This is a genomic window from Kluyvera genomosp. 1 (assembly GCF_001266615.1).
GTDB classification, from domain to species: Bacteria; Pseudomonadota; Gammaproteobacteria; order Enterobacterales; family Enterobacteriaceae; genus Kluyvera; species Kluyvera cryocrescens_A.
Genome location: NZ_LGHZ01000009.1, coordinates 41216 through 54989, shown reverse-complemented (window position 1 = coordinate 54989; position 13774 = coordinate 41216). Strand labels below are relative to the sequence as shown.

Annotated in this window: 12 protein-coding genes; all 12 read right to left on the bottom strand. The window is 54.3% G+C overall.

Annotation, left to right across the window (positions count from 1 at the left end; all coding sequences use genetic code 11):
* Positions 1–130 precede the first annotated feature (130 nt).
* On the bottom strand, positions 131–1417 hold the full coding sequence (locus KP80_RS05835) for a TRAP transporter large permease (protein ID WP_052282652.1): 1287 nt from the start codon (positions 1415–1417) through the stop codon (positions 131–133).
* A gap of 29 nt (positions 1418–1446) precedes the next feature.
* Complete coding sequence (locus KP80_RS05830) at positions 1447–1956, bottom strand: TRAP transporter small permease (RefSeq protein ID WP_052282651.1); 510 nt, start codon at positions 1954–1956, stop codon at positions 1447–1449.
* Positions 1957–2018: 62 nt separating this feature from the next.
* Complete coding sequence (locus tag KP80_RS05825) at positions 2019–2996, bottom strand: TRAP transporter substrate-binding protein (RefSeq protein ID WP_052282650.1); 978 nt, start codon at positions 2994–2996, stop codon at positions 2019–2021.
* A 475-nt stretch (positions 2997–3471) separates the two neighbouring features.
* Positions 3472–5007: a sensor domain-containing diguanylate cyclase gene (locus KP80_RS05820; protein WP_156315607.1), complete on the bottom strand. Its 1536-nt coding sequence runs from the start codon at positions 5005–5007 to the stop codon at positions 3472–3474.
* A 690-nt stretch (positions 5008–5697) separates the two neighbouring features.
* Positions 5698–6027 (bottom strand): DMT family transporter, encoded by a 330-nt coding sequence (locus KP80_RS05815; RefSeq protein ID WP_052282648.1) that lies wholly within the window; start codon positions 6025–6027, stop codon positions 5698–5700.
* Positions 6028–6044: 17 nt separating this feature from the next.
* Positions 6045–6455, bottom strand: a complete 411-nt coding sequence (locus KP80_RS05810; RefSeq protein ID WP_052282647.1) for a DMT family transporter — start codon at positions 6453–6455, stop codon at positions 6045–6047.
* A 20-nt stretch (positions 6456–6475) separates the two neighbouring features.
* Positions 6476–7159 carry a hypothetical protein gene (locus KP80_RS05805; protein WP_052282646.1) on the bottom strand — a complete coding sequence of 228 codons (684 nt, stop codon included), beginning with the start codon at positions 7157–7159 and terminating at the stop codon, positions 6476–6478.
* Positions 7160–7169: 10 nt separating this feature from the next.
* On the bottom strand, positions 7170–7790 hold the full coding sequence (locus KP80_RS05800) for a phosphate propanoyltransferase (RefSeq protein ID WP_052282645.1): 621 nt from the start codon (positions 7788–7790) through the stop codon (positions 7170–7172).
* Positions 7787–8191 (bottom strand): BMC domain-containing protein, encoded by a 405-nt coding sequence (locus KP80_RS05795; protein ID WP_052282644.1) that lies wholly within the window; start codon positions 8189–8191, stop codon positions 7787–7789. The genes KP80_RS05800 and KP80_RS05795 overlap by 4 nt, the downstream gene beginning before the upstream one ends.
* A gap of 11 nt (positions 8192–8202) precedes the next feature.
* Entirely contained in the window at positions 8203–9150 is a 948-nt protein-coding gene (gene cutD / locus KP80_RS05790) for a choline TMA-lyase-activating enzyme (RefSeq protein ID WP_052282643.1), read from the bottom strand.
* A 53-nt stretch (positions 9151–9203) separates the two neighbouring features.
* Entirely contained in the window at positions 9204–12590 is a 3387-nt protein-coding gene (cutC, locus tag KP80_RS05785) for a choline trimethylamine-lyase (protein WP_052282642.1), read from the bottom strand.
* A gap of 23 nt (positions 12591–12613) precedes the next feature.
* Positions 12614–13771, bottom strand: a complete 1158-nt coding sequence (locus KP80_RS05780; RefSeq protein ID WP_052282641.1) for a 1-propanol dehydrogenase PduQ — start codon at positions 13769–13771, stop codon at positions 12614–12616.
* Positions 13772–13774: the final 3 nt, after the last annotated feature.

The window sequence follows — 13774 nt, the reverse complement described above, 5'->3', positions numbered from 1 at the left end:
CCTATTATCAGAATATTCAAATAGAAGTCTGTTTAAAAATACTCCATAAGTATTAACTTAACGCACAAAACAAACATAATTAGTCATACTCAATAAAATGTGAGGGGCTACCTGAGGTAGCCCCTGGCTGTCATAGAACGCCGAAGAATTTAGGCAGGAATAGCGAAATTGCGGGGATGTAGGTTACCAGCATGAGCACCAGGAACAGGACCGCGTAGAAGGGCAGCATTGCCTTCACCACCTGCTCAATTTTTTGCTTACTGACGGCGCTGGCCACAAACAGTACCGAACCGACCGGCGGGGTAATCAAGCCAATGCCGAGGTTAACCAGCATAATCATGCCGAAATGCACCGGGTCGATGCCCAAGGCGTTGGTCACCGGTAGTAGCACCGGGGTGAGGATCAAAATCAGCGGCGCCATGTCCATCAGCGTGCCGATAAGCAGCAGCATGATGTTAATGCACATCAGGATAACGTACTTATTATCGGAGATGCTGGTGAAGGCCTCGGTGATGCGCATGGGCAGCTGCATGTAGGTCATGATGGCACCGAAAGCGGCAGCAAAACCGATAAGGATCATCACAATAGTGACGGTTTTCACCGTGCGGTACATCAGTTTTGGCAGTTCTGACCATTTATAATCGCGATAGATAAACATCGTCACGAAGAACGACCAGAGGCAGGCAATTGCTGCGGATTCAGTGGCGGTGAAGATGCCAGAGAGGATCCCGCCCATGATGATCACCACGGTCATCAATCCCCACAGAGTATCGACGAAAATTTTCAGCGCCTGACGAAACGGTACGCGTTCGCCTTTCGGGTAACCGCGTTTGTGGGCGAAGCCGACGCACATTACCATCAGAGTAAAGCTCAACAGCAGCCCCGGCAGAATACCGGCGATAAACAGCGCGGCAATGGACACCGTGCCGCCGGTTGCCAGCGAATAAATAACCGAGTTATGGCTGGGTGGCGTGAGGATCGCCTGTACCGAACCGCTGGCGGTAACCGCGGCGGCAAAGTCACGCGGATAGCCTTTTTTATCCATCTCCGGGATCATCACTGAACCAATCGAGGCGGTATCCGCTACCGACGAGCCGGAAATGGCGCCAAAGAAGGTTGAGGCGACAATGTTCACCAGCGACAGCCCGCCGCGAATAAAACCGACGAAGATATAAGCAAAATTGACCAATCGGCGGGCGATACCGCCCTCGGCCATGATCGCTCCGGCCAGGATGAAGAACGGGATCGCCAGTAGCGAGAACTTGTTGACCCCATTGGTGAGCTGAATCATCACCGCTTCAAGTGGAATATCGATATACCAGGCACCAACGATGGCGCTGATGCCCACCGCGAAGGCCACCGGCACCCCAATCGCCAACATAATTGCCAGCGTAAAGACGAGAATAAATGCGTCCATCTGCTTTCCTTTTCTCAAAAAGAGGGGGATTAACTGCTGGAACCCAGAATGACGATAGGGCGTTGATACTGCGGGCCGCGCCAGAGCTTTTCAATGATGAAAAGAATGGTTATCGCGGAACCTATCGGTAGCGGCAGATAGTTTTCGCCGGCAGTCAGGAGTGGGAATTCTGCCACCGGCTGTTCCCACAGCTCATAGCACAGTAGGGTGCCGTACCAGAGGATGAACAGACTTATCGCCATCATGGTGATATCCGCCAGAATCAGGCAGAGGCGTCGAGCGCCTTCGCTTAATCGATCGGTGACCATGCTGACTGCGATATGCGAACCGGCACGGTAGCTAACGGCGGCACCGATAAAAGTAAAGGTCACCATGCATAAGATGGCGACGGGTTCAGGCCAGGAGAGCGCACTGTTCATGACGTAGCGAGCAAAAATCCCGACCGGAATGACCGCCACCATCACTAACAGCGCGAGCCCGGCAATCCACATGGAGATGCGGTAGATAATATCCATGATTGATGAATAGCGTTCATCCATAAGCATAACCTCGAATTAATACGCAGGTTCAGGCGGGTGGAATCAATCACCCGCCTGAAGGATTACTTCACATCCTGAATTTTCTGGATCAGATCCTGATGGTCTTTACCGTATTTATCACGCACGGCTTGTGTGGCATTATAAAAATATTCGGTATCGATATTGTGGAATTGAACGCCATTGGCTTTCATGGTTTCGAGAGATTTCTCATTATAGGCTTGCCACAGCTCACGCTGTTCGGTCTGGGCTTCTTTAGCCAGTTTTAATATTAATTCCTGGTCCTCTTTTTTCAGCTTGTCCCATTTTGGTTTAGAAAATAAGAACAGTTCAGGAATAATAAAGTGTTTACTCCAGGTATAGTTTTTAGCCACCGGCAAATAGTTATGTGCCACAAATGTTGGTGGGTTATTTTCGGTGCCATCAATCACACCGGTCTGCATGCCGCTGAAGACTTCGCTGGTGCCCATCGCCACCGCGTTGGCGCCCATGGCTTTGAGCGTATCCAGCGCTACCGGGCTGGTTTGCACGCGAATCTTCATTCCTTTCAGGTCGTCGGCTTTGACCACCGGCTCTTTGGTAATCAAGTTGCGAGTCCCGGCATCCATCCAGCCGAGAAATACCAGGCGCGACTTGCTGTTGCCGGTCAGACGATCGCCGATTTCCTGGCCAATCATCCCATCCAGCACTTGGTGCATATGGTTTTCATCACGGAAAATATACGGCAGGGTAAATACGTTAATTTCCGGTAAAATCGCGGCAACAGGCGCCATTGATACGCGAATAATATCGATTGCACCCAATTGTGCCTGCTCAATCATCTGCTTCTCATCACCAAGCACGCCACCAGGGAAGGTCTTGATATCCAGACGACCTTCGGTAGCCTTGCTGAGCTTTTCGCCCATGTGTTTAACGGCGACAACGTTGGGATAGTCAGCGGGATGAACGTCTGCCGCGCGCAGAGTCTGGGCGAGGGCAGAACCGGTGGTGAACAACAGGGTTGAACTAATACATAAACTTAACAGGGTTTTCGTCAGCTTCATTTTCCTTCTCCAGACACTTATTAATATCCATTAATAGGGAAAAACAGAGTGATGACCGTCTGGGTTAAGGAGACGGCGAATAATGACTTTAACGATGTTACGTCGCTAGATTAATTGCTGTAACAATTTATTTCGACGACCGCGTTCACAAAAAATAACCCCGAAGGAGATAAAGTGGCACGATGTTTCAAAAATGCAGGCTGGCGCGTGTTGTTGCTAAAGGATGAGAGGGTTTGGGTTGGTTGTTGTGATTTTTATCACTTATTTTGTTTCATTAAAAATAAAACAAAATAGCTGGCGGTCTATTATTGAGAGGCACGTATTCAATTGATGACTTAATATAGACGGTAATTCAACACGCGGTCAGCGGCTTTATTTTGTGAACGCTGGTTATTGGGGGATAGGGCAAGGTGCGCTGCCGGTTGCTCATCGCGGCGTGGCGCACCTTGTGGTGAGTTATGAGGAAAGGTCGTCCTTAGGCCGCCTCAGCGTTACCGCTAAGAATCTGATTTTTACCCTTTCGCTTGGCCTGATAAAGCAGCTTATCCGCCTGAGCCAGAGACGCTTCCATGCTCAGGCTGCCTTTCGCGCTGACGCCACCGCTGAAGGTCACATGCAGTTTCGTTTCGCGGAACCGACGCTGGGCACAGGTTTCGCGCCATCTTTCGAGGAAAGCTTGCGCATCTTCCACAGCCATGTCCTGAAACAGTACGGCAATTTCTTCGCCGCCGTAGCGGTAGAGGCTGATGTTTTCCAGCCCACGCAGGCGTAGGCCAATATCCGACACGGTTTTCAGTACCATATCGCCAGTCGCGTGGCCGTAGGTATCATTGATAGCCTTAAAATTATCGATATCAATAAGGGCGACGCACAGATTGTTGGATTGCTGATGGAATTCAATATCGTTATCGAAGGCGCGGCGATTTTTCAGCTCGGTTAATCCGTCGGTGAGCGCTTCGTTCTTGCTCACCTCCTGCTGCACGGAGGTGTTATGGATCTCCTCATACAGCAGCTCTTCAGCCGCCTTTTGTTCAATTGCGCCATTGCGGATGCCGTTAGCAATACGAATGTACAGCGCGTTTAAGGAAATACGCACCATCCACCAGCAAACAAATAGCGCCAGCAGAGCGAAGAACAGGCAGTAGAGTACGTTTGCGCTGCGGTCATACACCAGTGAGGTTAAATCGCCATCGCGCACTTCATGCACCAGAAACCAACCCGTCTCGCCGATGGCGCTAACGAAGTACCATTTATCGGTATCGGGGAGATAGAAGAAGGGTGAGGATTTATGGAGCCGTTGCGCGACATCTGCCAGCAGGACGGGATTGATTTTTCCTCTTTCGCTGGCTACCTGTTGGCCGTTGGCATCCATGATCCATTTTTGGCCGGGAAGGGGGGGATGGGCAGAGCCCAGAATGTTTGAACTGGATTCTTCGTTAAGGCGTATTGCCAGCACACCAAGCTTTTCGCCATCGATGCTGTTAACCAACGATTTCGAAATGGTCAAGGTGCTGCTGCCGTTGTCGAAAATGTCGTGGCTGCTGGTGTAGTGCGCGCTGTCAAAGTCGTCGCGGGTTGCGTCGGTATACCAAATCTTGGTCCGAGGATCGGTATCATTTCTGGCTTTCTCGCTGAGCTCGACGTTTGGCAGGCGGATAAAATTGCCTTTGCGGTCCGCGTAAACCAGCGAGCGAGCATCAGGCATGGCGTTAAAGCGCTCAAACAGCCAGTGTCGGAGTTCATCGTTCTCGGCGACATTGTTGTTCGCGCTATGACGATCACTATTGATAAGCTGTGTGATGGTCTCATCCAGCATGCTCTCGTAGCCAGAGAGATACTTCTCAGTATATGAGGCCAGATTCTGCACGTAGCGAAGGTTTTGCCGCTGGTAGCCATTTTTGACATCGTGCCATTGGATAGCCAGCAGCGAAGTGCAGGCAATGGTCAGGACGATGGCCGTTATCAAAAAACAAACATTCAACGGGCGGCGGAAATTGAGGTTCCGAATCACAGCTTTCTCCAGAAGCAAAAATCGATAAATCCATTCGAGCAAGAACAGTTTTTCGTGTGATAGCAGCAATGAGTCAGGGGAGGAAGTATTATTTCCCCTCTGCGCTATTCTTAAGGTTTTGGTATTAACCAGGCTGCTATTTATTTAAGGGGGCGCATGTTACAACCTGTAAATATCATTGTCAAAGTCGATTGAAGTGATTCCTATCGATCGTTCAAACCGATCGTAAATGATATTAATGATAAACCAGGAAGGAACGATCGATAGCCAATGATTGATTGGTTAAAACGATCTTTATTTATAATGATTGCCTGTCTTATATCTTTATATAACAATGAGATAAAAATAAAAATGCGATGGTTTTTCAGCTTTTTATGGTTTTGTGTAAATCAATTATAAATAAAAACTTTTCATCACTGATAGTATTTCCGAATGGTATTCAGGATTGTGTATGTGGAGGCGGAAGATATTTGTCATTGAGGAAGGTCTTGTTCCTGAATTTATGGAATGAATCCTTCCGTTTATAAATTTGAGGAATGTTGGAGGAGGCCCGGGTGGAATATATTTATGTGAATGCGTATTTTTTCAGAGGAATATAGCAGACAACGACGATTCGTGGATGAAATAATAAAGGGGACCGTGAGTGAGGATGCAAAAGGCCTTCCCGCAGAGGGGAAGGCCTGATAAAACTTACATGCCGGAGAAGACGTTCATGATAATCCCGCCGCTGATAATCAGCAGCATGGCGAATAGGGCGGGCAGATCAGGTTTTTGCTTATAGAGGATCATTGAGCAGATGGTCACGCCAACGATACCAAAACCGCACCACAGCGAGTAGGCCACGCCGACTGGAATGGTGCTCATCGCGCGGGTCAACGCGAAGTAGCACAGCGCATAGGCGCACACCACCAGTACCGACGGCCCCAGTTTGCTAAAGCCATTGGTCTTTTTAATCATTGATGTACCGGTGATTTCGGAACCGATAGACAGTGCCAGCCATAAAAATCCAAGATTAAACATAGGTCATTCCTTTTCTATTAGTTGGCAACGTTTTTATCGAGAGTGGAAACCGGCGTTGGCGGTGTTTCTTCCGCTTCTTCATGACCCATTTTCGAGAACAGGTTCATGATCACAATGCCGCTGGCGATAATCGCCATACCGATGATGGCCGCCGTATCCGGGTGCTGGCCGTAGAACGCCATCCCAAGAGTGGACACTACCAGGATGCCGGTACCGGACCACGTGGCGTAGGCCAGCCCAACCGGAATATCTTTTACCGCGCGGGATAACGAGTAGTAGCAGACGCAGTACAGCACGACGATCAGCGCCAGCAGCAGGGTTTTGGTCATCCCTTCGCTGGAATCGAACATCTTAAGCGTTGACGTGGCTGAGGTTTCCGACACGATAACCAGCAGCATCCATAGCCAGCATTTTGTTTTCGAAGACATAATCTAAACTCCAGTGTGTATTATCGAGGTAAGGTGTTTTTTTTCTGTGCTTTTATAAAATCGACGGCAGCATCGGTCATCACGGCGTTAGGTGTCCCGGCCAGCGACGGATTATTAACGATATCTGTGACAGTCAGATAACGACGCGGCGTCGCACTCGCCGTCGATTCGCGCTCTCCCAATGCCAGTTTCTCCAGCAGTTCATTCATCGTACACAGGCTGACGCCGCACGCGGCCAGCTGACTCAATGTCGTTTCCACGTGGGACGCATAGGCGCTGTCGGCGACCGTACCGCGCAGCTGATTGAGCTCACTGTGCGGGCTACAGTGATACCGCAGCGCCAGCACTGGAACATCCGCCAGCAGCGCCTCGTGCAGCCGACGTGCGGCCGGTGAGTCTAACCGGCCGCTGACCAGATCCGCTGCCAGCGGGTAGTCGATAAACGGTACCAGCAGCGCTTTATAGGCCACGCCGGGCCGAGCGTTTTGCCAGGCGGCGGCGGGCAGGAACTGACCGAGCGCCTGCCAGCACGCAGCGTCATCCATTTCACCGTCCAGCGCCAGATGCAGGCGTTCACCACATCCTGCCAGCCGCTGGCGAATCTCGTCGCGATAGCCGGAGGCGGCGGTGACCAGCACTAGCACCGGCGGCTGCATTCGCTTGAGAATTTGCGCGACCAAATGGTCAATCTGCTGCTCGGTCATGACGGCCTCCTTAGCGCACCAGCGTCACCTGCGCACCGTTTTTCAACCCGGCGGCGTTGGCTTCTTCGGTATCGATGTGGAATTCCAGCGCGAAATCCTCCCGCACCCGCACCACCACTTCATCAAAGATTAACTGACGTTCGCCGTTGCTGCGTACGCTGACCTTTTGCCCGTTGCTGACGTTCAGGTGACGAGCATCCGTCGGCGACATATGAATGTGTCGCCAGGCGCAAATCACCTGCGAGTTCAGCTCGACGTGGCCTTTTGGGCCAACCAGCAGCGCGCTGCCCGCACCGTCCAGTTGGCCGGATTCGCGCACCGGGGCTTTAATACCCAGCGCAAAACAATCGGCGCGCGACACTTCCAGTTGAGTGACAGGGCGGGTCGGACCGAGCACGCGCACGTGGGTCAGCGAGCCTTTCGGGCCGACGATGGTGACGCACTCTTCGGCGGCAAACTGTCCTGGCTGGCGTAGCGGCTTAAAGGGCGTCAGCGCGTAGCCTTTACCAAATAGCACCTCGACGTCCTGCTGTGACAGATGGACGTGGCGATTAGAGATCCCGACCGGGATCGCCGGCGCGGTCTCACTCAGTCGGGCGCTGATTTTCTCCTGTAGCAGGGCGTCAATCATGCCTTTTTCCCTTTCTTATCATTGGCGACCGGAGATTGAGTGGGGGCTTTCTCCTGAGGGATGGCAATCGGAGCGGCAGGGTCTTCCATCACCACTTTTTCCGCCACGGCGGCTTTGACGCACGGCTGGCCTTTTAGATTGCTGAGTGCCTCAACCACGCAGCGTTCCGGACGGGCAATCACTAGCGAATGCACCTGCGTGTCGGTGGTGGAAGCCACCGCGACGCCGCGCTCGATAGCGGTATGAATGGCACTAATCTCGCCTTCAAAACAGACGCTCACCAGCCCTGAACCGACCTTGCGATAGCCAATACAGGTGACGCCTGCGGCTTTACAGGCCGCATCAACCGCCTGAATGGCGGCGACCAATCCTCGCGTTTCTATCACGCCTAAACTTTTCATTTTCGGCTCCTTTAATGACGCACTAAGCGAATATCAAAATCAAACTGGGTGAAGAACGTCTCCAGCTTGTCCAGCTCTTCGACGCTGTAGGTCGGATCCTTTAAGATCGGGTAGGGCATTTCGAGGCGCTCATACTTTTTGCGTCCGAGCTGGTGGTACGGCAGCATATCGATGCGGCGAATATTGCCGCGTTTTGCCAGCTTTTGAACGTAGTCAATTGCCCCGGTAATGGCTTCCCACGAATCGTTATAGCCGCGCACCAGCGGCATACGCACAATCACATTGGCACCCGAGTCCACCAGCCATTCGAGGTTGCGGCGAACGCCTTCGTTACCGATTCCAAACAGCGTTTTATGGTGGTCGCTGTCGATTTGCTTGATATCAAATAAGAAGGTATCGGTGACCGGCGCCAGCTTTTGATAGTTGGCCAGCGGGGTGGTTCCCTGGGTTTCGACGGCGGTGTTGAGCATCATCTTTTTGCATTCGCTGAACAGGGCGACGGCAAAATCGGTTTGTAGGCTCATCTCGCCGCCGCCGATGGTCACGCCGCCGCCGGAGGAGATGTAGAAATCATAATCCTGCATGATGATCTCCATCAGCTCGCTGACGGTGACGTCTTTGCCCATAATATCCAGCGCGTTTTGGGTACAAATCTCTTCGCACTTGCGGCAGCCAATGCAGTCTTTGTTGCGGTTGACGAAGTGCTTCATCTCACCGTTTTCTTCCACGCGGTAGTGAATCCCCGCCGGGCAGACGTTGACGCAATCACCGCAGTTGATGCATTTGTCCTGCGAGAACATCACCTGAAACTGACTGCTCAGCCCTTCCGGGTTGGCGCACCACGGGCAGCGAATATTGCAGCCCTTGAAAAACACCAGCGTGCGAATGCCATCACCGTCATAGATCGAATACTTCTGAATATTAAAAATTCGACCGGTTAATTCTTGAGTCTTGCCCATCACGCTTGTCTCCTGAAAACTTCGGACTTCCTTGTCCCAACGCGTTCCGTCTATCAGAACTTCTCAATCACCGTACGGCTGATGATCTCGTCCTGAACTTCTTTGCACAGCTCCACGAAGTAGGCGCTGTAGCCCGCCACGCGGACGATCAGGTCGCGGTATTTTTCCGGCTCCTGCTGCGCTTTTTTCAGCACTTCGTTATCGACGTAGCTGAACTGCATCTGGCCGTTGCCGAGAATCGACGCGGTGCGCAGCAGCGTAATCAGGCCGTAGCGTCCTTCAGGGGTATCGAGCAGCCCTTGCAGGAATTTGAAGTTGTGCACCATGCCGATGTTCATGGTTTCAACGTTCATCTTGCTGACCGACTTGATGATTGCCGTTGGGCCTTGCTTATCCGCGCCTTGGGTTGGGCTGATCCCGTCGGAGAGCGGCATCCACGCCAGTCGGCCGTTTGGCGTGGCGTTGGTCAGTTCGCCGATTGGCGTGTTGTTGGAAATAGACAGGGTGCCGTGGCTCAGGGTGGAGTAGAGCATTTTGTATTTGCGGCACTCGCGCTCGGTCCACTCGGTGATATCCAGCGCGTACTGATCCACGTAGTTATCATCGTTGCCGTACTTCGGCGCGTTCAGGCAGTCGCGGCGCAGGCCTTCATAGCCTTCAAAGTTAGCGAGCATCGCATCGCGCATCTGTTCGAGGCTATATTTCTTGTCCTCGTACACCAGTTTGCGGATGGCGGCGAGGGAGTCGACGTAGGTCGCCAGGCCCGAGAAAATCAGCCCCGGACCGTGGTTGACCATCGCGCCGCCGGCGGCGACGTCTTTGCCTTTCTCCATGCAGCCTTCCACCAGCAGCGACATCAGCGGTTTTGGCGCCACGTCGCGGTGAACGCGCTGGCTGATGACCGTACCGATAGCCGACAGGCGCACGATATGGGCAATCTGCTGTTTCACGGCGGCATCGAACTGCTCGAAGGTGTGCAGGTCGCGCAGGTCGCCGGTATCCAGCCCCTGATAGCTATCGAACAGCACCATCCGGCCACGGTTTAAGACGAACTCGATGGCAATGGGCCACTGGGTGTAGCCGGTGGAGGTCCACTGGTAGATGCGGCCGGATTTCTGCGGCTCAACGCAGCCCATCAGGCAGTAGTCGCGCGCATCTTCGAAATCAAAGCCTTTGCGCAGCATCATCTTGATATGCGAGTCATCGAAGTGACAGGCCGGGAAGCCCATGCCCGCTTTCACCACGTCGACGATTTTTTCCATGTACTTCTGCGGCGACTGGTTGTGGATACGGCAGGCCAGCGACGGCTGATAAACCTTCACAAAGCGCACGGCGTCCATAATCAGATAGGTCAAATCGTTACAGGCATCGCCGCCGGAGCGCTTCTGGCCGCCCACGGTCAGGTTGATAAACGGCTGGTAGCCCGCGAAATACTTCGCTCCCAGCTCGCTGGACATCCACATCAGCTCGGCGCATTTGATGATAAAGGCCTGCATCATCTCCAGCGCGCTGTCGTGGGTCAGGCGGCCTTCGCGGATATCGGCCTCGAACATCGGGTAGCAATATTGGTCAACGCGACCCAGCGATAGGCCGGTCTGGTTCTCTTCAATTTCAAACAGTGATTCCACGGTCCAGATGCTTTGCAGCGCTTCCTGCAGGGTTTTCGGCGGATTGGCCGGGACGTTCTGGTTCACTTCCGCGATGGTCAGCAGCTCGGCGCGACGCTGGGCGTTTTGCTCAACGGCTGCCAGTTCACGGGCATGCGCTGCGATACGGTGCGCGTAGTTCACCACCCCTTCGCAGGTTTCAATCGCCGCTTTGTAGTAGTAAATACGGTCGATATCTTCCGGGTTTTCCATGCTCAGGCTGGCAAGATGGGCTTCGGCATCGGCTTTAATGCCGTTCATCCCTTTGGTGAACAGCAGCACGTCGTAGCCAGGGCAGGTATCGCCGCCGCCGTTGATCTGGTGGTAGGAGAGGTCGCTAACGAAGGTTTCGCCGCTGAATGCCCACACGCCCGCTTCACGGTACTGGGCTTCGCAAATCTCATCCAACGAACGGCCTTCCCAGAAAGGCACGATCTCTTCGCGAATGGTTTTCTTGTCTTCTTCGCTGATTTCAAATGGATCCTGTGGACGTGTACTCATGGTGTCGAGTTCGTCGCGTACCCAGCGCCAGGCGATATCCGGTGAGAAGGCCCCGGCGCGCGGCTTCCCGCACGGATGGCCGACGATCAGCTCATCGTCCTGAATCAGAATCGGCGCGGTTTCGCAGGCGTGGCGGAACGCTTTGGCGCGCAGGAGAATGGTCGGCATGCCCGGGTTGGCTTTGACCACTTCGGTAAAGGCCAGCGCGCGGTAAATCGACACGCTTGGACGCACGGTCAGGTAATGGTTGCGCAGGCGCTGCATACGCGGGGTCAAGCCTTCGGCCGTGGTGGTCGCGCTGGTGGCGGCAAACGGTGCGCTGGAAACGGCCTGTACGCCTTTGAACAGACGCACCGGCAGATGCAGGGCGCTCAGGTTTTGCTGGGCGCTAAGGAACATCTCAGACAGGGCGTTGATATTGGCTTTTTCAAGGCTCGCGCCGTGGAGCAGGGCGTCGAACATTGGATAGCCATCAATAGCGCTGGCGGCGCGTACTTCGCTCAGTTCAGCCAGCTTGAACCACAGGCATTCGACGATTTCATACGCCTGGGCTTCGTTCAGCGTGCCGTTAGCGATGTCATGCTGGTAGTACGGCAGCAGCGCTTTGTCGGCGCCTTCCGGGTTGACCGCGTAGCTACCGTTATCGAGCTGGAGAGCGAGCTGGAACAGATAGAACGCCTGGCAGGCTTCTTTAAAGCTGCGTGCCGGGTGTGCCGGAACGTGGTGCAAAATGGCCGCGCTTTCCAACAGCTCGGCTTTGCGGAAGGTGTTGGTTTCGGCGGCGGCAAGTGTTTCAGCGCTGTTGGCCAGATTCTGCGCCAGCGCCATCAGCGCGTCGCAGGCGTAAATCGCCGCGCGGCAGCCGTTGACTTCATCCATGCCGCTGCGGCTGACCGCGCTGCCCAGAGAACGGGTTTTCTCTTCTAACTGGTGTTTAATCGCCAGTACGCCTTTTTCCACCACCAGCTTGTAGTCCGGTGAATCGATAGCGCTGTTGAGATTGAGGAACTGGAAGGCGCAAGGCCGCTGGCCCGCGCTTTCGTCGTGGAAAATTGCGCCGTGCGGTTTACGGGTCTGGTTGCCAACAATCAGTTCGTCAGCGCTGATGGTCAGCGGCAGTTGGCGCATCAATTCATAGAAGCGGCGTGCCGGTTTGACGGCGGCCGGAATACCGGCGATATCGCCATCCAGTGAATGCAGAACCGTTGCGTGCTCGGTGCACAGCGTGCTGGCGTGTGCCTGTAAACGTTCAGCCAGCACTTTGACGCGCGGCGTTAAGCTGTAGTGTGCCATAGGTAAGGTTTCTCCAGTTCTTGTTATCCGTGGCGGTGAACGGCGCGGCCGTTCCATGCCTGGCGATAAAGTTCGGTTAATGCCTGCGCGTCCGGCGCGCGTGGATTCGTTGGGGTACAACCGTCGCGCAGCGCCTGTGCCACCATCTCGCTTAATCGGCGCTCAAATTCGCTGGCGTCAACGCCGGTATCGGCGATCCCCTCCGGCATGTTCATTTCATCTTTCAGCGCCGTAATGGCGACCAGCAGGCTGGCCACGCCTTCATGAGGGGTATGCGCAGGCAAATCCAGCAGATGGGCTAAACGGGCATATTTATGGGCGGCGGCGGTATCGCACTGCCCGTTGAAGTCGGCGTTCCACGCCACCACAGCGGCCATCAGCAGGGCGTTGGCGCGGCCGTGCGGCACGCGGAACACGCCGCCAAGGGCATGAGCCAGGCTGTGGGTGATGCCAAGCGAGGCGTTGGTAAATGCCATGCCTGCCATGCAGGAGGCGTTGTGCATTTTTTCACGCGCCTGCAGATCCTGGCCGTTGCGCCAACAGGTCGGCAGATAGCGGAATACCTGTTGCACCACTTTTTCTGCCAGCGCATCGGAAAAATCGCTGGCGGCCAGTGAAACGTAGGCTTCCAACGCGTGACACAGCACGTCCATTCCGGTGTCGGCGGTGATAGCCGGTGGCACCGAGGCCACCAGCGTTGGGTCAAGGATGGCGATATCCGGCAGCAGCGACGGGTCAACCAGCACCAGTTTCTCGGCGTGGGCTTTCACCACGGAGAAGCTGGTCACCTCGGAACCCGTGCCGCTGGTGGTCGGAATGGCCACGAAGCATGGACGTTCGCGGCGGCTTTCCGGACGCGTTTGCGCCAGGGCGAAAATAACCGCTTTGGCTGCATCAATCACCGAACCGCCGCCCAGCGCGATAACCAGATCCGGATAGTGGCTATCCATCAGCTTCATCCCGCGCACCACGGTGGCAATATCCGGGTCGGCGACCACATCGTCCCAAATCTGGAACGGGATGATGCGCTGGCGCAGGATGGTTATCACGCGCTCGGCGAGGCCAAATTTGACCATCGCCTGGTCGGTGACCAGCAGTACGCTGTGGGCGGGCACGTCGGCCAGCGCCGACAGCGCGTCCTGGCCAAAGCGGATCCGGGGTTTCAGCAAAAATTCACTCATTGG